This is a genomic window from Cryobacterium sp. AP27 (assembly GCF_056680495.1).
This window is the reverse complement of sequence record NZ_CM155285.1, coordinates 2351928-2372232: the sequence shown is the minus strand read 5'-3', so window position 1 is coordinate 2372232 and position 20305 is coordinate 2351928. Positions and strand designations below refer to the sequence as shown.

22 protein-coding genes are annotated in these 20305 nt (G+C 65.9%); 8 read left to right on the top strand and 14 right to left on the bottom strand.

What is annotated here, in order from left to right:
- Positions 1–73 precede the first annotated feature (73 nt).
- The 5 genes from AC1MB9_RS11295 to xseA all read right to left on the bottom strand — a co-directional run bounded on the left by AC1MB9_RS11295 (position 74) and on the right by xseA (position 4431).
- Positions 74–1498 carry a class II fumarate hydratase gene (locus tag AC1MB9_RS11295; protein WP_479962048.1) on the bottom strand — a complete coding sequence of 475 codons (1425 nt, stop codon included), beginning with the start codon at positions 1496–1498 and terminating at the stop codon, positions 74–76.
- A gap of 81 nt (positions 1499–1579) precedes the next feature.
- Positions 1580–2218: a carbonic anhydrase gene (locus tag AC1MB9_RS11290; RefSeq protein WP_479962047.1), complete on the bottom strand. Its 639-nt coding sequence runs from the start codon at positions 2216–2218 to the stop codon at positions 1580–1582.
- A 17-nt stretch (positions 2219–2235) separates the two neighbouring features.
- Positions 2236–2877 (bottom strand): DUF4245 domain-containing protein, encoded by a 642-nt coding sequence (locus tag AC1MB9_RS11285; RefSeq protein WP_479962046.1) that lies wholly within the window; start codon positions 2875–2877, stop codon positions 2236–2238.
- The gene (locus tag AC1MB9_RS11280) at positions 2874–3137 is read right to left on the bottom strand and encodes an exodeoxyribonuclease VII small subunit (RefSeq protein WP_479962045.1); all 264 of its coding nucleotides are present in this window, start codon (positions 3135–3137) and stop codon (positions 2874–2876) included. Before AC1MB9_RS11280 ends, AC1MB9_RS11285 begins: the two co-directional genes overlap by 4 nt.
- A 1-nt stretch (position 3138) precedes the next feature.
- The gene (gene xseA / locus AC1MB9_RS11275) at positions 3139–4431 is read right to left on the bottom strand and encodes an exodeoxyribonuclease VII large subunit (RefSeq protein ID WP_479962044.1); all 1293 of its coding nucleotides are present in this window, start codon (positions 4429–4431) and stop codon (positions 3139–3141) included.
- An 88-nt stretch (positions 4432–4519) separates the two neighbouring features.
- Between xseA and AC1MB9_RS11270 the strand changes: the two genes are divergently transcribed.
- Positions 4520–5560, top strand: a complete 1041-nt coding sequence (locus AC1MB9_RS11270) for a 4-hydroxy-3-methylbut-2-enyl diphosphate reductase (protein WP_479964630.1) — start codon at positions 4520–4522, stop codon at positions 5558–5560.
- 84 nt (positions 5561–5644) lie between these two features.
- Here AC1MB9_RS11270 and glpX read toward each other — a convergent pair whose 3' ends face one another.
- Positions 5645–6577: a class II fructose-bisphosphatase gene (glpX, locus tag AC1MB9_RS11265; RefSeq protein ID WP_479964629.1), complete on the bottom strand. Its 933-nt coding sequence runs from the start codon at positions 6575–6577 to the stop codon at positions 5645–5647.
- A gap of 195 nt (positions 6578–6772) precedes the next feature.
- Here glpX and fbaA point away from each other — a divergent pair, with 195 nt between their 5' ends.
- Both fbaA and AC1MB9_RS11255 read left to right on the top strand, forming a co-directional pair.
- Positions 6773–7798, top strand: coding sequence for a class II fructose-bisphosphate aldolase (fbaA, locus tag AC1MB9_RS11260; RefSeq protein WP_479962043.1), 1026 nt, complete (start codon positions 6773–6775; stop codon positions 7796–7798).
- Between the two features lie 58 nt (positions 7799–7856).
- Complete coding sequence (locus AC1MB9_RS11255) at positions 7857–8429, top strand: DUF6264 family protein (RefSeq protein WP_479962042.1); 573 nt, start codon at positions 7857–7859, stop codon at positions 8427–8429.
- A gap of 10 nt (positions 8430–8439) precedes the next feature.
- Here AC1MB9_RS11255 and AC1MB9_RS11250 read toward each other — a convergent pair whose 3' ends face one another.
- Positions 8440–9819 (bottom strand): DNA recombination protein RmuC, encoded by a 1380-nt coding sequence (locus AC1MB9_RS11250; RefSeq protein ID WP_479962041.1) that lies wholly within the window; start codon positions 9817–9819, stop codon positions 8440–8442.
- Positions 9820–9882: 63 nt separating this feature from the next.
- The gene (locus AC1MB9_RS11245) at positions 9883–10497 is read right to left on the bottom strand and encodes an exonuclease domain-containing protein (RefSeq protein ID WP_479962040.1); all 615 of its coding nucleotides are present in this window, start codon (positions 10495–10497) and stop codon (positions 9883–9885) included.
- Between the two features lie 64 nt (positions 10498–10561).
- Here AC1MB9_RS11245 and ychF point away from each other — a divergent pair, with 64 nt between their 5' ends.
- Positions 10562–11635 (top strand): redox-regulated ATPase YchF, encoded by a 1074-nt coding sequence (ychF, locus tag AC1MB9_RS11240; protein WP_479962039.1) that lies wholly within the window; start codon positions 10562–10564, stop codon positions 11633–11635.
- A gap of 104 nt (positions 11636–11739) precedes the next feature.
- Positions 11740–12414, top strand: a complete 675-nt coding sequence (locus AC1MB9_RS11235; RefSeq protein WP_479962038.1) for an SDR family NAD(P)-dependent oxidoreductase — start codon at positions 11740–11742, stop codon at positions 12412–12414.
- A 212-nt stretch (positions 12415–12626) separates the two neighbouring features.
- On the opposite strand, the gene AC1MB9_RS11230 is transcribed toward AC1MB9_RS11235, so the two are convergent.
- The 6 genes from AC1MB9_RS11230 to AC1MB9_RS11205 all read right to left on the bottom strand — a co-directional run bounded on the left by AC1MB9_RS11230 (position 12627) and on the right by AC1MB9_RS11205 (position 18650).
- On the bottom strand, positions 12627–13298 hold the full coding sequence (locus AC1MB9_RS11230) for a hypothetical protein (RefSeq protein ID WP_479962037.1): 672 nt from the start codon (positions 13296–13298) through the stop codon (positions 12627–12629).
- A gap of 111 nt (positions 13299–13409) precedes the next feature.
- Entirely contained in the window at positions 13410–14057 is a 648-nt protein-coding gene (locus tag AC1MB9_RS11225; RefSeq protein WP_479962036.1) for a DUF2306 domain-containing protein, read from the bottom strand.
- Positions 14058–14193: 136 nt separating this feature from the next.
- On the bottom strand, positions 14194–14433 hold the full coding sequence (locus AC1MB9_RS11220) for a hypothetical protein (protein ID WP_479962035.1): 240 nt from the start codon (positions 14431–14433) through the stop codon (positions 14194–14196).
- A 41-nt stretch (positions 14434–14474) separates the two neighbouring features.
- Positions 14475–15167, bottom strand: a complete 693-nt coding sequence (locus AC1MB9_RS11215) for a hypothetical protein (protein WP_479962034.1) — start codon at positions 15165–15167, stop codon at positions 14475–14477.
- Positions 15168–15334: 167 nt separating this feature from the next.
- Positions 15335–18040: a winged helix-turn-helix domain-containing protein gene (locus AC1MB9_RS11210; protein ID WP_479962033.1), complete on the bottom strand. Its 2706-nt coding sequence runs from the start codon at positions 18038–18040 to the stop codon at positions 15335–15337.
- 160 nt (positions 18041–18200) lie between these two features.
- Positions 18201–18650, bottom strand: a complete 450-nt coding sequence (locus tag AC1MB9_RS11205; RefSeq protein ID WP_479962032.1) for an Hsp20/alpha crystallin family protein — start codon at positions 18648–18650, stop codon at positions 18201–18203.
- Positions 18651–18851: 201 nt separating this feature from the next.
- On the opposite strand from AC1MB9_RS11205, the gene AC1MB9_RS11200 reads away from it, so the two are divergent.
- From AC1MB9_RS11200 to AC1MB9_RS11190, 3 genes are read left to right on the top strand one after another with little or no spacing between them, the layout of a single operon-like run.
- The gene (locus AC1MB9_RS11200; RefSeq protein WP_479962031.1) at positions 18852–19310 is read left to right on the top strand and encodes a DoxX family protein; all 459 of its coding nucleotides are present in this window, start codon (positions 18852–18854) and stop codon (positions 19308–19310) included.
- A 36-nt stretch (positions 19311–19346) separates the two neighbouring features.
- Positions 19347–19619, top strand: coding sequence for a GNAT family N-acetyltransferase (locus AC1MB9_RS11195; RefSeq protein ID WP_479962030.1), 273 nt, complete (start codon positions 19347–19349; stop codon positions 19617–19619).
- A 38-nt stretch (positions 19620–19657) separates the two neighbouring features.
- Positions 19658–20227, top strand: coding sequence for an HhH-GPD-type base excision DNA repair protein (locus AC1MB9_RS11190; protein WP_479962029.1), 570 nt, complete (start codon positions 19658–19660; stop codon positions 20225–20227).
- Positions 20228–20305 lie beyond the last annotated feature (78 nt).

The following is a 20305-nucleotide window of genomic DNA, read 5'->3' as shown; positions in this document are numbered from 1 at the left end:
GCGGACAATCCGTCGCCCCGGCTCCCACAAGACAGTGGGAGGGAGGGACAGAAGGTGCCGCGAGGGGGGAGGGTTACCGGGGCTGGGGCGGGCGGGTCATGCTCAGCACGTCGAGGGCGCTGTCGAGCTGCTCGAGGGAGACCTCGCCGCGCTCGACGAAGCCAAGGGCGATGACGCTTTCGCGAACCGTGAGACCGTCGGCGACGGCCTTCTTTGCTACCTTCGCGGCCGCCTCGTACCCGATTACGCGGTTGAGCGGAGTCACGATCGAGGGGGACTTCTCGGCAAGGGCACGAGCGTGCTCGACGTTGGCCTCGAGTCCGTCGACGGTCTTGTCGGCGAGCACGCGCGTGGCGTTGGAGAGCAGACGGATCGACTCCAGCAGGGCGGTACCCATGACGGGGATCGAGACGTTGAGCTCGAACGAGCCGGACGCGCCGGACCAGGCGATCGTGGCGTCGTTGCCGATGACCCGCGAGCACACCATGAGCACGGCTTCGGGGATGACCGGGTTGACCTTGCCGGGCATGATCGAGGAGCCGGGCTGCAGGTCGGGGATGTTGAGCTCGCCGAAGCCGGTGTTGGGGCCGGAACCCATCCAGCGGACGTCGTTGCAGATCTTGGTGAGGCTCACGGCGATGGTACGCAGCGCACCGGATGCGTCGACGAGACCATCGCGGTTCGCCTGCGCCTCGAAGTGGTCGCGTGCCTCGGTGATCGGAAGCTCGGTTTCGGCTACGAGAAGCTCGATCACCAGCTGAGGGAAGCCGGCGGGGGTGTTGATCCCGGTGCCGACGGCGGTGCCGCCGAGCGGAACCTCGGCGACGCGGGGGAGCGCGGTACGAATGCGCTCGATGCCGAGGCGAACCTGGCGCGCGTAGCCGCCGAACTCCTGGCCGAGCGTGACCGGGGTGGCATCCATGAGGTGCGTGCGGCCGGCCTTGACCGCGCCCTTCCACAGTTCGGCCTTCGCCTCGAGGGACACGGCGAGGTGGTCGAGCGACGGAATGAGTTCGTCGATGAGTGCGCTCGTGACCGCGATGTGCACGGAGGTGGGGAACACGTCATTGGAGGACTGGCTCGCGTTGACGTGATCGTTCGGGTGAACGGGGCGGCCCAGGCTGCGCGTCGCGAGTGTCGCCAGGACCTCGTTCATGTTCATGTTCGAGGAGGTGCCGCTGCCGGTCTGGTAGACGTCGACCGGGAATTCACTGTCGTACGTACCCGTGGCGACTTCATCGGCCGCCGCGGCGATCGCGTCCGCAATGTCCTGGTCCAGAACACCGAGCCGGGCGTTGGCGAGGGCCGCGGATTTCTTGATGCGCGCCAGAGAGGCGATCTGCGCGGATTCGAGCGTCGAGCCGGAGATCGGGAAATTCTCCACGGCCCGCTGGGTCTGGGCGCCATAGAGCGCATCCTGCGGAACGCGAACCTCGCCCATCGTGTCGTGTTCGATCCGGTAGCCGGCGTTTACGGAGGTGTCCACCACTGTATGCATTACCTTTCGGTGCTGATTGAGTTTGGAGCTATGCGCTTCGGTGCGCGTGTCGGGGTCGGCCGGTCTGATCGACCTGATCGATCAGATGACGCCGACGATGATGTGCGGGTCGGCGTTGCCGACAAGCAGCCGGTAGTTTGCGCCGACGATAGCCAATGTACCTTCTGCGATGGCTGTGCTGATCACTTCGGAGCGCTCCAGCAGCTCGGCGACCGTGTCGCGCAGGTGTTCCCTCCCGACAACGCCGGCATCCAGCGTCTCCGGATCGACGAATCCGGTGACGGCCGGTCCGGCGACGCGGCGCACGGCCGGCACGATCTTCTCGATGATGCTGTGAATATGCACGGGCAGCGCGGGCGCGTTCTCGGTCTGTGAATCTATTGCGGCGCTGACAGCCCCGCATTTGTCATGGCCGAGAACAACGATGAGCGGAACGTGCAGAATCTCCACCGCGTACTCGAGTGAGCCGAGGACGGAGTCGGAGATGATCTGGCCGGCATTGCGCACGACGAAGAGGTCGCCGAGGCCCTGATCGAAGATGATCTCCGCCGCGAGTCGGGAATCGCTGCAGCCGAACAGGGCCGCGTGCGGCGTCTGCCGCATCGACAACTCGGCGCGACGGTCGACGTCCTGGCGGTGCCGCGGGTTTCCGGCCACGAAACGTTCGTTCCCGTCGCGCATCTCCGCCCAGGCTGCGGGGGGTGTCAGTCGATCCGGCATAGGCTCACTCAGCTCACTCACTGGTTGTTGGCGATGGATGCGGCCAAGGCGCGGGCCAGGACCGTGAACTCTTCGGTGGGTGCGGTGCCGATCAGCAGGTAGGTGCTGGATCCGGCCGTGGCCACGAGGGCCTCCTCGAAATTACCGCGATCGGCCGACGGGGCGGAATTCCGGTACATATCCCAGACGATGCCGTCGATCTCCACCGCGTCGACGGGCGCCTGCGACAGCAGCTGCTGAGCCAGCCAGGTGGGGTTGGCGTCGATGGCCTGGCTGAAGCCGATGAACTGCTTGTCGGGAGTGATGACGCCGAGGTACCAGGACGAAACCGCGTTGATGGTGCGCCATTCGGCGGCGTTGGTCGACCACCCGTCGGGAAGCACCGGAACGACAAGTGGCTCATCGACGCTCGGCTGCAGCTGCGCGGCCACGGCCGCAAAGTCCACAGAACGGTCCACCGGTGTGTCGTTGCGCGGTACCAGCAGCACGATCAGCAGCACGGCGGCCACGGTGACGAGGAGAGACAACACGAGGTTGTTCACGGTTTTGCGCGCCCGGTACAGGCGAGAGTTCTCCGCCTTGCGATCAGCGGTCTCCTGCGCTGTCTCCGGGCGGCCGAGCTCGGCGACCACCCGCGGTGCACGAGGGGATTTGCTCACTGGCTGCCATCGCTCTGGCCGCCGTCGGCGGTGCCGTGCTGACCGGCGCGGGCGGCGTCCAGACGAGCCTTCGCGCCGATCAGCCACGACTCGCAGCGCTGCGCGAGCGCTTCGCCGCGTTCCCAAAGCGCGAGCGACTCTTCGAGGGTGTTCGACCCCTGCTCAAGCTGGTTGACGACGCGAATGAGTTCGTCGCGCGCCTGCTCGTAGCTGAGCTCCTGGAAGCTGGTGTCTTGTGCCGGCTGGGTCATGAGATCCATTCTATTTCGTCGGTGTTGTGCCGGCGGACGTCTCGGCGCCGGTGGATGTGGCCGTCAGGGTTCCCTTCGCCACGGTGATGCGCAACTCGGCGCCGACGGGCGCCTCGCCCGGCGCCTGCAATACCGCACCCCCGGAGACCTGCACGATTGCGTACCCGCGGTCGAGGGTTCCCTGCGGGGAGAGCGCCCGCAGCTGGGAACGCAGGTCAACGATGGTGGCCCCCGCGCGCTCCACGATGCGGTCCGCGAGCTCGGCGCCCCTGGCCACGTAGCGGGTCAGATCCTCCGACCGGGAATCGATGATCCAGGCGGAGTCGGAAAGCACCGGGCGTGACCGCAGCTGGGACACCCGATCGACTTCCTGGGAGAGGATGCCGGTGAGTCGGGTACCGAGCCGGGCGCGAGCCTGTTGAACGCGGTTGAACTCATCCGTGACATCGGGGACCACGCGCTTGGCGGCATCCGTCGGCGTGGACGCACGTAGGTCGGCGACTTCGTCGAGCAGGGGGCGGTCGGCCTCGTGCCCGATGGCGCTCACGAGCGGTGTCGCGCACGCGGCCGCGGCGCGAACGACGCCCTCGTCGCTGAAGGCGAGCAGGTTCTGAAAGTCGCCGCCGCCGCGGGCGACGATGATGACGTCGACGTCCGGGTCGGCGTCAAGACGCGCGATCGCGGCCGCGACTTCCGCGGCCGCCCGGTCACCCTGCACGATGGCGTGCGCCACACGGAAGGTGACGGCGGGCCAGCGCAGCTGAGCGTTGCGGATGACGTCTTTTTCCGCGTCGGAATCCTTGCCGGTGACGAGGCCGATGCAGTGCGGGAGGAAGGGCAGCGGCTTCTTGCGGGCGGCGTCGAAGAGGCCCTCGCTTGCGAGTTGCTTGCGGAGGCGCTCCAGGCGCTCCAGCAGGTCGCCGAGGCCCACGTGCCGAAGCTCGAACACCTGCATGGTGAGTGTGCCGCCCTTGATCCAGTAGCTGGGCTTCACGAGGGCGACGACGCGGTCTCCCTGCTTGAAGTCACCGGTGAGCCGCGAGCGCACCGACGACCAGATGGTGAAGCTCACCGTGGCCTCTTCGGTGAGGTCTTTGAGCTTGCCGTAGACGTTGCCGCCGCTGGCGCCCCACTGCGTGATCTCACCCTCCACCCAGACGCTGCCGAGGCGCTCGATGTAGCCGCGAATCTTGTTCGACAGCAGCGCGACGGGCCACGGGGTCTCGACGGTGGCGGGAGCGGTGCCGCCGGCCGATGGTGCCGGCGTCGTACCTGGATTGGTCGTCGTGCCCGGATTAGTCAATGCGGCTTCCTCCCACGGGGTGTCCAGTCGTCGCACGTAGACTGGCCAGGTGACCACAAGTACAGAGCAAACCGTAATCGGCCTCGGCATGCCTCGGATTCCGAGCGCGCGCAACAGGCTCAAGGATACCCCCGTCGTCGGACACAAGCGGGTGTTGCTCGCCGCCCCACGCGGCTACTGCGCCGGAGTCGACCGCGCCGTGATCGCCGTCGAGAAGGCGCTTGAGCACTACGGCGCCCCCGTGTACGTGCGCAAGCAGATCGTGCACAACATCCACGTGGTGTCCGAGCTGGAGAACAAGGGAGCCGTCTTCGTCGAAGAGGTCGACGAGGTTCCCACCGGCGCGCATATCGTCTTCAGCGCGCACGGTGTGTCCCCGGCCGTCGTGAACGCCGCGGCCGAAAGGGGCCTGCAGGCCATCGATGCCACCTGCCCCCTCGTTACCAAGGTGCACCGCGAGGCCGTGCGTTTCGCCCGTGACGACTTTCAGATCCTGCTGATCGGCCACGAGGGTCATGAAGAGGTGGAGGGCACCGCGGGCGAGGCCCCGGAACACACGACACTGGTGGGAAGCCCCGACGAAGCCGACACGGTTGAGGTGCGCGACCCCGACAAGGTCGTCTGGCTCTCGCAGACCACCCTGAGCGTCGACGAAACCATGGAAACCGTGCGTCGACTGCGCACTCGGTTCCCGAACCTGCAGGACCCGCCGAGCGACGACATCTGCTACGCCACGCAGAATCGTCAGGTCGCGATCAAGAAGGTCGCCACCGACTCGGACCTCGTCATTGTGGTCGGCTCCGCCAACTCGTCCAACTCCGTTCGGCTCGTGGAGGTGGCGCTGGAGTACGGCGCGAAAGCCGCCTACCGGGTGGACTTTGCCAGCGAGGTGAAGCAGGAGTGGCTCGACGGCGTGCGCACCGTGGGTGTTACGAGCGGGGCATCCGTGCCGGAAGAACTCGTGGATGAGCTGCTTGAGGCGCTGAGTGACGCCGGGTACACCGACGTGGAGCCGGTGAAGACGGCGCAGGAAGACCTGATTTTCTCCCTGCCCAAGGAGCTCCGCAAAGATCTGTCGGGCGAGACGGATCCCCGTGCCATCGGTGGTCGGGCACAGCCCACCAACTAGGCGTTTCGCGTGCGAATCACGGCTTAATCCACGAGCCCGTCCGGCCCGCAGTGCGGGTCGGACGGGCTTGAATGGTGCAGGTTGTTAGAGCCACTTCTCCGCGAGGTGCTCGGCGATCACGCGGCGAGCCGTTCCCGAACGCGAGCGCAGCACGATGCTCTCGGTGCGGATCATCGGTCCCTTGCGACGGACGCCGTCAACCAGTCCACCGTCGGTGACGCCGGTGGCGACGAAGAACGTGTTGTTGCCGCGCACCATGTCGTCGAGCTCGAGCAGTTTGTCGATGTCGAGTCCGGCCTCGACACCCCGGGCGCGTTCCGCGTCGTCCTGGGGCGCCAGGCGACCCTGCATGTACCCGCCGAGCGCCTTGAGGGCACACGCCGTGGTGATGCCCTCGGGGCTGCCGCCGATGCCGACGCACATGTCGATGCGTGTCTCGTAGCGGGCCGCGTTGATTCCACCGGCGACATCGCCGTCGAGCATGAGCCGCGTTCCGGCTCCCGCGGTGCGAATCGCATCGATCAGGCCGGCATGACGCGGACGGTCGAGTACAGCGACGGTGAGTTCGCCGACGGGCTTCTTCAGCACCTGCGCGAGGTCGCGCAGGTTGTCGCCAATGGACTGGTCGAGGCTGACGACGCCGCGTCCCGCGCCGCCGGTGACGATCTTGTCCATGTAGAAGATGGACGAGGCGTCGAGCATGGTGCCTCGGTCGGAGACGGCGATCACCGAAACGGCATTCTGGCGCCCGGCGGCGGTGAGGCTCGTGCCGTCGATCGGGTCGACAGCAATGTCGCACGCCGGTCCGCGGCCGTTGCCGACGTGTTCGCCGTTGAAGAGCATGGGGGCTTCGTCTTTTTCGCCCTCACCGATGACGATGAGACCGTCGAAGTTGACGGTGCCGAGGAACACCCGCATGGCGTCAACGGCGGCCTTGTCGGCGGCGTTCTTGTCACCGCGGCCGATAAAGGGCACGGCTCGGATGGCGGCGGCTTCGGTTGCGCGCACGAGTTCCATTGCGAGGTTGCGGTCGGGGTGCTGATACAGGGTGGCAGTCTCGGTGCTGTTCACAGAAGGTCCTCCCGGACGTTGATCGACATCAGTGGAAGCGGATGCACGGTGGATCGCGCAAAGGAGTCCGCGAACTGAGCCTATCGCGCCGCGGTCCTAGCTAGACTTGCCCGGAAACCCGCACACTTTCGAGGAGATGTTATGCCCATCGCAACCCCCGACCAGTACGCAGAGATGCTGGACAAAGCCAAGACCAAGGGATTCGCCTACCCGGCGTTCAACGTGTCTTCGTCACAAAGCATCAACGCAGTCCTTCAGGGCCTCACCGAAGCAGGCTCTGACGGCATCATTCAGGTGACCACCGGCGGCGCCGACTACTTCGCCGGCCACACCGTCAAGAACCGCGCCTCTGGCGCTCTCGCATTCGCACGCTTCGCTCACGCGGTCGCCGACAACTACCCGATCACCGTGGCCCTGCACACCGACCACTGCCCGAAGGGCGCACTCGACGACTTCGTCATGCCGCTTATCGTTGCCTCCGAGGCAGAGGTGAAGGCCGGCGGCAACCCGATCTTCCAGTCGCACATGTGGGACGGCTCGGCCATCGCGCTCGATGAGAACCTCGAGATCGCCAAGGATGTCCTGAAGCGCGCCCGCGGCATCAACGCCATTCTCGAGGTTGAGATCGGCGCCGTCGGCGGCGAAGAAGACGGTGTTCAGGCGGACGCGAATGAGAACCTGTACACGACCCTCGACGACGCCGTCAAGATGGTCGAGGCGCTCGGCCTCGGCGAGCAGGGTCGCTACATGGCGGCCCTCACCTTCGGCAACGTGCACGGCGTGTACAAGCCGGGCAACGTGAAACTGCGCCCGGGACTGCTCAAGGAGATCCAGGCCGGCCTGTCCGCCAAGTTCGGGCGCGACGCGCTGCCCCTCGACCTCGTCTTCCACGGCGGTTCCGGATCTACGGATGCCGAAATCGCGGAGGCCGTCGCGAACGGTGTCGTCAAGATGAACATTGACACGGACACGCAGTATGCCTTCACCCGCTCGATCGCCGACTACATGTTGAAGAACTACGACAGCGTGATCAAGGTCGACGGCGAAGTGGGAAACAAGAAGGTCTACGACCCGCGCGCCTGGGGCAAGATCGCTGAGTCGGCCATGGCTGCACGAGTGGCGCAGGCCACGAAGCAGCTCGGTTCCGCTGGTCACTCGAACAGTTAGCCTTTAAGCACCAGATATTCACTACCTCCCCGCGTGGGGAGGGGCAGGAAGGTTCCTTGTGGCCAGCGACAGCACTTCGGATGACAACACCCGTGACCGGCGTCCCAAGCCGCAGTTTGGGGAGATGGCTCCGGAGGGCTGGGTGTGGGAACCGCCGACAGACCCGGCGCTGAGCGAGGACCCCCCGGCGGGGTCCCCGCTCGCCGGGCCGCCGCCGGCCACGGCCGCCGCGACGCCGGTTGACGTGACAGCTCGCCCCGGTCTCGCCCCGATGTGGGACCGGCCGGTGACGCTCGGGCTGCTCGTGCTCGGGTTGCTCGGCACGTTCCTGTCGATCTCGATCCTGAATTCGCTGCCCCAGGCGGTCCAGATGGTCTACACACAGGAGGGACTCGGCACGTACTCGCCCGCCGACAGTGTGAGCAGCATCCTGCTGTTCGGCGGCATTGCTCAGGGCCTGTTGTGGGCGATGACGGCCGCCGTGTCCATCCTGCTCCTGGTTCGCTCCCGCCGAGCGTTCTACGTTCCGCTCATCGGCGGCATCCTGTCGCTCGTGCTGATCTTCGCCTTCATGGGCGCCGTGCTCTCGGGGGATTCAACCCTGCTGGACTCGATCGCCGGCACGCGCTAGCCGCCCTCAGTCAGGCCCGCACGTTCGCGGGCGCCTCGTAGGCGGCGTCGTCGAAGTCGGTGTCGTCGAGGTCTGACGTCTCGAGCTCGGCCACGAACTCATACGCCGTGAGTTCGCGTGGTGTTTCTTCGATGGCCACGAGCGGCGCGAGCACCTTGGACTCGTCGAGGGCATTGAGCTTGCGCGCGGTAGGCAGCACCTGGCGTTCCATCGACCCGACGAAGCTGTTGTAGTCCTTGACGGTGCGTTCGATCGACCGCCCCAGCTTCTCGATGTGCGCCGCCGTCGTGGCCAGCCGGGAATAAAGCTCCCGACTGAGGTCGAAGAGCACCTTCGCGTCCTGGGTGAGCACATCCTGCTGCCAGCTGAACGCGACCGTCTTGAGCACGGACCAGAGCGTCACCGGGGAGGCCAGGGCCACCCGCTTGCTGAACGCGAACTCCATGATCGAGGGATCGGCTTCGAGCGCCGACGAGACCAGTGATTCGCTCGGGATGAACGCGATCACCATCTCGGGGGAGGCGTCGAGGCCCTGCCAGTAGGCCTTGCTGCCGAGGGTGGTGATGTGATCTCGGACGGCCTTCACGTGGGCCTTCATGAGCACGTCGCGTTGCGCGCCCTCCGTTCCGGTGGCGGCCCGCGAGATCTGGCTGGCCTCCAGGAAGGCCGTGAACGGAACCTTCGCATCGACCGCGATGTTTTTGCCGCCCGGCAGATGAATGACCATGTCGGGCCGCCCCGCGCCCGCGTCGGAGGTGATGCTCGTCTGCAGGTCGAAGTCGACCCGTTCGATCAGGCCGGCGGCCTCGACGACGCTACGCAACTGGGTCTCGCCCCATACGCCGCGGGTGCTGTTGGACCGCAAGGCCGAGGCCAGGGTTTCGGCTGTGCTGCGCAGGCGTTCCTCGGATTCGGTGGCGGATCGCAGTTGCTGGCTGAGTTCGCCATGCTGGAGGGTGCGCTGCGCCTCGAGCTCCGCGACCTTGTGTTGCATGTCTTGCAGGCTCGCCTTCACTGGGGCGAGGGCCTGCAGCACCTTGCTCTCCTCACGTTCGCGTTCGGTGCGGGTGGCCTCGTCGAGGTGTTGGCGCTCGACGAGTTCGCGGTACTGCTGCCTGGCCTCCGCTATCTGCGCTCGCAGTCCCTCTGCCGTGGCGTTCTGCGAGGCGAGTTCCTCGCGAAGCACCGCCTGCACCTCAGCCTCACGAGAACGCGCCTCGGCCAGAGCGACCTGATGGCGCGCCTCGACCACCTCGGGTGCGATCACCGCGGCAGCACCCGACCCGGCATCTGTGGCCCGGCTGCGGCGCTGCCGGATGGCGGAGGTGGCGAGGGCGCCGAGGGCCGCGCCCACGAGAAGGCCAACAATGAGACTCAGCACGATTTCCATGTTCAAAGTCTGCCAGCGACCACCGACATTGCCGGTGTGGCGTGCGGGAGCGCCGTGGAACGGTCAGTTCAGGGCCATGGGCCCGTGCGTTGCGGCGTGCTGGCGGGTGGCGACGGGACCGATGGCACCCACCTTAACGCGGGTGACGTGGGCGAGCTGTTCGAGTGTTTTCACGTCGTGCCGCTGCGCCGCGTGCACGATGATCGCGGCGCAGGCCTCGGCATCCGCGAGAGCGTTGTGGTGCGCGAAATCTTCATAGCCGGCGGCCAGGGCGGCCACGGGCAGGCGGTACGAGTCGAGGTGGTAGGTGCGACGGGCCACCTGCAGGCTGCACACGTAGTTGAAATCGGGAATCGTCTGTCCGGTGACCGTTGACGCGGTCTTGATCACGCCGAGGTCGAAACCGGCGTTGTGGGCCACGAGGTGGTCGCCGCCGGCGAAGGCGACGAGCCGGGGGAGCTGCTGGGCCCAACTGTCGGCTCCGACGACGTCGGACGGACGAATGCCATGAATTTTGATGTTCCAGTGCTGGAATTGGTCGTGCCCGGTCGGGGGTTTGATCAGCCAGTAGTCGGAGTCGACGACGACGCCGTCGTGCACCTTGACCAGGCCGACTGAGCACGCCGAGGCACCCGACGAGTTGGCGGTTTCGAAGTCGATTGCGGTGAAGTTCAGCACGGTCTCATCGTCTCATGCACCCCTGACAACGCGGGGGGAGGCTCAGCCGGTAGAATCGACTCTCGTGGCTCTTACTATTGCAATCGTCGGACTGCCCAATGTTGGCAAGTCAACCCTCTTCAACGCGCTCACCAAGAACAACGTGCTCGCGGCGAACTATCCGTTCGCCACGATCGAGCCGAACGTCGGAATCGTGAACCTCCCCGATTCCCGTCTCGCAGCGCTCGCGTCGATCTACGGGAGCAAGGCGCTGCTGCCGGCCCCCGTATCGTTCGTGGACATCGCCGGAATCGTGCGCGGCGCCAGCGAGGGGGAGGGGCTCGGCAACAAGTTCCTCGCCAACATTCGCGAAGCGGATGCGATCGCCCAGGTCATTCGTGGATTCTCCGACCCCGACGTGGTGCACGTCGACGGAGCGGTCAACCCCGCCGGCGACATGGAGACCATTAACACCGAGTTGATCCTCGCCGACCTGCAGACCCTGGAAAAGGCCGTGCCGCGGTACGAGAAAGAGGTCAAGGGCCGCAAGCTCGCCCCGCTCGTGCTCGAAACGGCGCTCAAGGCCCAGGCCATCCTGGATGCCGGTCAGCCGCTCTCGTCCGCGAAGCTCGACGTCGAGCCCATCCGTGAGCTCGGCCTGCTCACCACCAAGCCGTTCATCTACGTGTTCAACGTTGACGAGGCCGTGCTCCAGGACCAGGCCAAGCTCGATACCCTCGCCGCCCTCGTCGCCCCGGCCAATGCCGTGTTCCTCGACGCGAAGCTCGAGTCCGAGCTCAGCGAGCTCGACGCGGAAGACGCCGCCGAGATGCTTGCGTCAACCGGCCAGGCCGAGAGCGGACTCGACCAGCTCGCGCGCATCGGCTTCGACACCCTCGGGCTGCAGACGTACCTGACGGCGGGGCCGAAGGAAACCCGCGCCTGGACCATTCACAAGGGATGGACCGCCCCGCAGGCCGCCGGCGTCATCCACACCGACTTCCAGAAGGGCTTCATCAAGGCGGAGATCTTCTCCTTCGAGGACCTCATGGAAGCCGGCTCGATTGCCGAGGCTCGCTCCAAGGGCAAGGCCCGCATCGAAGGCAAGGAATACGTCATGCAAGACGGCGACGTGGTGGAGTTCCGCTTCAACGTCTGACCGCAGCATCCATTGCCCATGGCCTACGCGAGGTGCCAAGAGTGGCCCCTTGGGCCGTGGCGAAGGGGTTATTATTGGCCCTTCGCGAAACGAAGGAGATCATCGTGCCTGTCATTGCCATCGTCGGGGCCGGACCGGGACTCGGCGCAGCAGTTGCGCGACGGTTCGGTCGCGAAGGCTTCTCAATTGCCCTGATCGCCAGGAACCAGTCGAAACTCGACGCCATGGCGGCGGAGCTCACCGCTGCCGGATTTACCGCGAGTGCTTATGCTGCGGATGTCCTCACGCCGTCCTCGCTCGAAGACGCACTTGCGCGTGCCGTGACAGAGCTCGGGCCCATCACGGCCTTGCAGTACAGCCCGCTCCCGTCGCGGGACTACCTGAAGCCAGTGCTCGAGATGACTCCGGAGCTGGCGCTGGAGGCACTGCAGTTCTCGGCCGTCGGGCTCATCCACTCGGTGCGTGCGGTCTTGCCCGCGATGCGGGAGGCCGGGAGCGGCAGCATCATCATGATCAACGGCGGCACCTCGGTGAAGGCCCGCGCGGGCTTCGCCGGCACCTCGGTCGCCTTCCCCGCCGAGAGCGCCTACGGGGAGATGCTCCACGACGCTCTCGAGGCTGAAGGCATCCGCGTCAACCAACTGGTGATCCCGGGCGGCATCCCTCAGCTTCAGCTAGCCAACGGCATCGACGGCGTCGCTGATCGCCTCTGGGAGCTCCACGCCGTGGCCGGTCCGTTCCGCACCATGCTCATCCCGCTTGAGGACGGCCGGGAGTAGGGCCAAAGACGCCCGTTCCTAGAGCGGTCTGCACCCGGCACTGGACGATGACGCTCGACGCCGCGAGGCGCTCATGTGATCGATCTGTAGACCGCCAAGGAATTCAGGATGCGAGTTGGCTGCCCCGCGTGAGGGGCTTCGCAGCCGCCTTGTGTCCGGAGTTGCTGGATGCCGCCGCTCTTGTCCTCACGTCGATGGAGGACCAGACGACATCAGTCGCCGGAGCTGACTGGCAGACGGGCCGATTCTCTCCGTATGGTCACGGTATCGAGCCGCGGGTCACTGATGAGTCGGCGATGAATTGGCCCTGCGCTCGCAATGATGAGCGAGTCGGGGTAGAGGTTCGTGCCCCAGGCGAAGAAGCCCGAATCGTCGTTCCCGAATTCGGGAATCCGATCGGAAGTGGCCGTCCGCACCATCTGCTGAACGGTCAGGTCGGAGCGAAGGAAGTCATGGCCGAATTGACGAACAGCTGGGCTGTCTGGCGTGTCGTGGACATCGGAGTAGCCCTCCCAACTCAGGCAGTGCAGCACAGCGTCCATGGTCATCTGCAGCACGAGGGCATCGGTCAGCGCGCGTGCAGTGAGTCCGTCGAGATGCCCTCTCGCGGGTATCGGTGGCGCTGTGGCCACGGCAGCGGATGCCGCGTAAAGGTCCCACACTTCGGCCCACTCGATTGAGCCCGTCAGCTCAATTCCGTCAGAGAGAAACGAAGACCACCGTTGCGCCCCGTTGTTCGCGTCGATGAGGGGGAGAAACAACCGCAGTATGGGAAGAGCGGAATATCGATCCGGCACCAGATCGCGCGCAAACTCGATATCACTCATCGTCGTTTTGGTCCCTTTCACTCTCCAGCGGCGCGTCGGCGCAATCCCACCGGTCATACGTGCAGGGTATCGTGCGGATCGAGCAGTGCGCCGGATCAGCATGCACCGAGGTGACGTAATCCGGTGGAGTTCCGCTTCAACGTCTAGCCCAGTCGTGGCAGCGTCCTTCTAGAGTTCCTTCGTGAGACCACCGTCAATGCGGAAGTCGGCGCCGGTGTCCAACGGGTTCTGGCCTGCGACGCGGCGACGGATGACGTACTCGGCTACCGTGAGATTGATCACCCAGGCTGCACCCATGAACACGGCCCGGGCGCGTTCGTTGGTGGGGCCGAAGATCATCGATTCGGGAATGAGGACCAATGCCTGCGTGCCGGCCCCCACTCCGATGGCGTAGGCGCGGGTCATCCACCGGCTGTGCCGGATGAAATCTCGCCGCACAATCCCGCGAATCCCCAGCCCGATGCTTGCCACCATCGCGGACCCGAAGAGCAGCCGAAAGCCGAGCAGGAGCGCGCCGTCCCCGGGCGGGTGCGGGTAGAAGACCGCCATCCACAAACCAGACAGGGCGGCGATCAGGCCGGCGGGGATGAGAAGGCGTCCGCTGACCTGATGCCAGCGGCGTCTGCGGCGTCGCAGCGCCGGGACGAATTGGAGCGCCCCGAGCAGACTGAAGGCGGTCACGCTCACGACGTGCGTCACGATGGGCACGGGGGAGTCGAGGAACCGGGCGTTCTGCGGGGTGACGACGTGCCCGCCCGTCAGCTCGGTGAGTCGGGCCGCCCCCGCCAGCACGGGGATGAGGCTGAGGAGGATCAACCCGGTCGGCACAATCCACTGCGCTCGAGGACTCTGCGCTCGAGGACTCTGCGCTCGAGGATTCCGCGCTCGAAAAGTTTGCGCTCGATTGTCGCGGGGTGTCCCGGTAGCGGCGGGGTGCTTCGTCACAGTTTCCTCACCTCAGAACATTGACGGAGACCAGTGTCATGCCGAGGTCGCCGACCCGCCGGAGCAGCCCGTGCAGGGCGGACTGATCGATGACCGGGCCCGTGAGGGTGGTCGTTCCATCGCTCTCGATGGTGAGTGTGAAGCCCTCGAACCAGTCGCTCCACGCGGCATCGAGCTGTCCCTGGAGGCAAATCTCATACCGGCCCGCTTCATCGTGTTCGCGTGGCGTCGTGTGATCTTCACTCATCGCTCTGTGCCTTTCGTCTCGCACGGGATTTGCGTGGCGGTTCAGATCGCCGGTGTCCGGTCGAGGCGGGAGCCGTGGCCGGAGGGAGCCGGCCGTGTTGCGTTTTTGCGCTGGTCCGACCACAGGGAGAACCCGAGCCAGATCAATGCCAGGCCCATCGGGATGGCGGCCATTCGCTCGAGGGTGTGCGGGAGCAGCGCGCCGGCAATGGGCGTCACCGCGGCGGCGGCGATCAGAAGGATGCCGGCTCCGCGTGACAGAACGCGGGCCCGTACGATGGCGATGCCAAACAGGATGGCGCCGACGACGTAGACCGCAGCTCCGACCAGGGGGAGCGCGGCGAGAGGGCCGAGGTCGGTCACGGCCGGGTGCCGGCCGAAGAGTCCGACGAGGTCCTCGGCGAATTGCGGGGCATCCGCCACAACCAGGGGCGCGATAAACGCCTCCGCGAAGACGAAGGCCGATTGCAGCACGAAGAAGAGGCCGAACACCGCGTACCCGATCAGACCGAGCAGCCCGAACTCTCGAACCTGGCGGAGGTAGATTCCCGTGAGCCCGATCATGGCGAGCACGGCCATGCCGAAGCTGAAGCCGTGTACCGTCACCCACGCCTGGGTGGCGAGGGAGGAAACCTCGTCGGCGGGATGAAAGAACTGGATGACGATGTAGATCAGGCCGGACAGGGCGGCGGCTACGGCAGCGGCCCGAGTGAGCGTGGACGGTGTGATGGTCATGGTTTCGTCTCCGATATCGTCTCGTCGTCCGGTGGGTTCCTGACGACAAGGCGAATCTACGGAGTCATGTGGTGACGGGGCATCACCCGACGTGGTGATCACTGTGGTGATTGTGCGGTGGTGATGGGGTCGGTCGAGGCCCGCCCTGTTCGGATCCGCTGATCGGGCTAGATCACGCCCAGCCCTGTCGCGCGGCTGACCGCCTCCGAGCGGCTGTTGACGTCGAGCTTGCCGAAGATGTGCCGGGTATGGGTGCGCAGGGTGTTGAGTGAAACATAGAGTTCGCGGGCGATCTGGGGACCGCTGAGTGCGGTCGCCAGCAGCCTGAGCACCTGCAGCTCGCGCGCGCTCAATGCTTCCGGGATGCCGCGGATGTTGACCACGTCGCCATCCGTCTGCCCAATGGCCCGGCCGAGTCGACGCACGTAGTCCGGGCGGATTCGCGCGTCGGCGGCCGCGCGGAGCAGCGCAGCCAGGGGCGCACCTTCGTCGGCGAAGAGTCGGATGTAGCCTTCCGGCTCGGCCAGGGCGAGCGCGCGTTCCAGCCGCGGCAGGGCGCGGGTAATTCGGCCATCCGCTTCATTTGCAAGGCACTGCTGGATCAGAATCTCGATCACGCTCCCGGTACGGTCGCCCGCTTCGGCGGCGGCGAGTAGTCGGTCGAGCAACCCGGTGGCCGCCCGGAGTGTTTCCTCCCGCGGCTCGGCCCGGTGCTGGGCGATGAGCAGCTTCACCAGGGTGATGTGCTCGAACTCGTGCACGTAGCTCAGGTCGTCTTCTGCGGTCAGGCCCTGGTCGCGGGCCCAGTCTCGGGCTTCGTCGAGCCTGCCCTGTTCAACCCAGATCCGAGCCTTCATCGCGGCGATCGGGCGTACCTCGGGGAAGAAGCCCCGCCGGTAGAGGCCCCCAGCCGTCGCAAGCAGATCAAGGGCGGCGTCGAGTTGGCCGACGCTCTGCCGGATTCGCGCCATCACCAGGAACCGCCGATGACGATTCTCGTGCGACGACGCCGGCTCGCCCAGTGCCTCGCTCGTCGCGAGGTGTTCGGCGGCAGAGAGTGGTTCGTTGCGCTCGCGGAGCAGATCAGCGATGCCGACGTGCAAGTCGGCCGTGGACTGCGGCGGCGGCTCGCCCTGCTCGGCTGCCCGCTGCAGGGCTTGCTCGTAAGTCTGGTGCGCTTCCCGCAGCCGGCCCTGCGCGGTGAGGATGTCGGCTAACACGACCGTCGTCCCGAGAGCGTCGGCCACATTGCCCGCCAGATGCAGACGGGTTCTGACCTCGCCGAAGGCCCGAAGTCCGCCGTCGAGATCGCCGGTCGCCCAGGACGCCAGCCCGAGGAACCCGGCGGCAGCGCCGCGCCCCAGATGATCGCTGGGCCCGGAGAGTTCCAGGGCCTGCTCGGCGTATGTCACCATGGCGGCCACATCCCCGCGCGCTTGTGCCGCGGCTGCCCGATAGACAGCGATCGTCACCGGGAGCGTTCGAAGTTCCTCGCCGGCGACCGAGTCGTGCGCTGGCGTGCCGTCATCCGTCTTGGCCGCCAGCGCCCGCTCTGCGACTCGCAGTTGGGGTTCAACGGCCGCCACGTCACCGGAGACGAGCGACGACCACGCACGGTAGACGCCGAGCACGGGCCTGCGGTCGATGACGTCCTCCGGCAGCAGCGTGAGCCAGCGGAGGAGAGTGGCATCCTGCCTGCTCTTGCGAACCGACGGCACCAGGCCCTCGACCAGCCCTGCCGCACGCCCGAAATCCTTCGCGGCCAGCGCATGCGTGACGGCGTCCTCCGGCAGGTCATTCTGCTCGTGCCACTCACCTGCGAGAGCGTGGAGGTGCGGTATTCGATCGGGTTGATCCCTCAGCAACCGCGCTCGCAGCACATCCGCGAAGAGATGGTGATAGCGGTACCACTGCCGCCGGTCATCCAGCGGAACCAGGAAAAGGTTGTCCCGTTCAAGCGATTCCAGTACCTGGCCGCTCCCCGACTGCCCGGTGACGGCATCGCAGAGGGGCCCACAAAGCCGGTCCAGTACGGCGGTGCGAAGCAGAAAATCGCGCACGTGATCGGGCTGGCGCTGCAGAACCTCTTCGGCGAGGTAGTCGATGACGAAGCGGTTACTGCCCGTGAATCCGCGGATGAAGGTGGAAACATCCGTGAGTTCGCGCATGGACAGGGCTGCCAGCTGGAGGCCGGCGATCCATCCTTCCGTGCGCTTGTCGAGAGCGACGACGTCGTCGGCGGAGAGTTTCGGCTCCACCATCTGGTTGAAGAATGTTGCGGCCTCGTCGGGTGTGAAGCGCAGGTCCGCCGCACGCAACTCGGTGAGTTCGCCGCCGGCGCGCAGTCGCGCTATCGGGAGGAGCGGATCGGAGCGGCTCGCGATGACCAGGTGGAGCCGCTTCGGAAGACGCTCCAGCAGGAACGCAATGGCCTCCCGGATCCACGTCGCTTCGATGAACTGGAAATCGTCGAGAACCAGAATGATCTCTTTCGGGGCCTGTGCGATGTCGTTGATCAGGGACGTCAACGCCGGTTCCCACGAGGCCAGTGGGAGACGCAGTGCTTCTGAGCTGAGAGCGGGATCTGCCCGCTGAAGGGAATTCACGAGATAGGTGAGGAAGCGGGACGGATCGTTGTCACCCGCGTCGAGCGATAACCAGCCGACGCCCAGATGTGGATCCCGACCCTGGGCATCTGCCACCCACTCGCTGAGCAGCGTGGTCTTGCCGAAACCGGCCGGTGCGGAGACGAGCGTCAGCTTGCGGCCTGCCTGGAGGCCCTCACGCAACCGCCCGACAAGACCCGGTCGAACAACGGCCTGGGGCCGAGGGATCGGGATGAAGAGCTTGGTGCTGAGGATCGGCATCGCCATGACCTCATCCTAAGGACCGAGGCCCGCCAGACGGTCTGGTGCGGGGCCGAAATTCGAGCGGAGGGCGCGAGCTGGTGGCAGGCAATTCGCGATCAGCTTCGACCTCCTGATGGATCGGATGAGGCCCGGGAAATGATCCCGGGCCTCCCTCATCCTGAACTCAGGCGTTCGTTCTGCGGTCTTCGGATCCTTCCTTGACCTGCAGCATCGGATCGCCCTCGCTCTTCACCTCGATGCGGCGAGGCTTGGCGGCCGCGGTTACCGGAATCGTCACGGTCAGTACGCCGTTGTTGTAGGTGGCGCTGATGTTGTCCATGTCGATGCCCTGACCCAGGTTCAGTTGCCGGAGGAACGAACCGGCCTGACGCTCGCGGGTGAGCCATTTCACGTTCTGGTGGTTCGCCATCGTGCGCTCGCCCCGGATGGTGAGCAGCTGGCCGTCTACGTCGATGTCAACCGATCCGGGGTCGATGCCCGGCATGTCGGCACTCAAGACGTAGTGGTCGCCCTCCCGGAAGAGGTCCATCGGCATGACTCGCGGTCCGCGGTTATCCATGAGCGCTGAGGCCACACGGTCCAGCTCGCGGAACGGGTCGTAGTTCATTGCCATTGTTGTGTCCTTCCCTCGGGCCGACGCTCGGATCATCGATCCGAGTGTCCGGTCCAATCTCAAGGTTGAGTCCGAGTGACTCAACTACGACCAATTTAATGACGCTCGGCGCGGTGCGCAAGGGATGAGGGGCCAGGGAGTGTTCGCGGTCAGCGAAGGCGACTCACGCAGCACACGCCAGAGCGCTGCTAGCGTTTTTGAATGACCACTAAGGCCCCTCGGGCTCCCCTCCAGATCGGCACCAGCTCCGTTCCGCGCACCGTGGGACGGATCGCGCTCGGGCTTGCCCTCGCATTCGCCGGAACCACCCATCTGACCGTGGCACGGGACGAATTTCAGGCGCAGGTTCCCGCATGGGTGCCGGTGGATCGCGACCTCGTCGTTCTCGGTTCCGGAGCTGTCGAGATCACTCTCGGAGTCGCGCTGCTCGCTGCTGCGAGGCACCGCGTGCTGGTCGGGTTTGTGGTTGCCGGCTTCTTCATCGCTGTTTTTCCCGGAAACATCTCGCAGTATGTGACACGTACCGACGCATTCGGGCTCAACACCGATCGAGAGCGATTCATCCGGCTTCTTTTCCAACCGCCTCTGGTGGTGTGGGCGCTGTGGTCCACCGGCGCGTGGCAAGCGATCCGCCGCGTGTGGCAACGTCGGGTGCGCTGATAGCCAGCCGGTGATCGGGGTATGAGACTGGTGAGCATGATCATCCGCCCGCACAACAACCCGCGACTCGACAGCGAACGCAAACTCACGGTTCAACCGGAGCTGTTCCTCGTCGGCACAGTGGACGGTGCCGTGATGGCAAGCATCATGGCCGGATACGACGGACACCGTGGCTGGGTCAATTATCTGGCGGTGTCGCCCGAACGCGGGGGAGAGGGAACGGGCCGGCCTGATGCGCGAGGTGGAGCGGATGCTCACCGAGTGCGGGCCGTCGAGAGACGACCAACGCTGGGATCGAGCCTGTTCTGATCAAGGGAGCGTGCGGAGTCGGTGGCAGAATGGTGGCTATGACGCTGCACATCACGGGCGATGACGCCGCCGACACCCTCCTGAGCGAAGACCCGTTTGCCCTGCTTATCGGAATGCTCCTCGACCAGCAGATTGCCATGGAGACCGCCTTCGCCGGGCCGGCCAAGATCCGCGACCGGATCGGCGGGCTCGACCCGAAGATCATCGCCGAATTCGACGCCGCTGCCTTCGCCGAGGTATTCCGCACGTCGCCCGCCGTGCATCGGTACCCGGGATCGATGGCGGCGCGAACACAATCCGTGGCCGAGGCGATCGTGCGCGACTGGAACGGGGATACCGCCTCCCTCTGGACAAACGGCTCTCCGGACGGCGCCGAAATCCTCCGCCGGCTGAAGGCGCTGCCCGGGTTCGGTGAGCAGAAGGCCAGGATCTTCCTCGCCCTGCTGGGAAAACAGCGCGGTCTCACGGCAGCCCGCTGGCGAGAGGCGGCGGGTGCGTACGGCGAAGACGGATGCTTCCGCTCGGTGGCCGACATCGTGGACGCCGACACCCTTGCGCGCGTACGCGAGACAAAGCAAGCAGTAAAGGCGGCAGCCAGGAAGGCCTAGCTCACCACATCAGGGGCGTGTCTCTGCCACACCGTGGAAATAGAGCACAATGCCCCCTATTCCTCCGGGGCGGGTCGG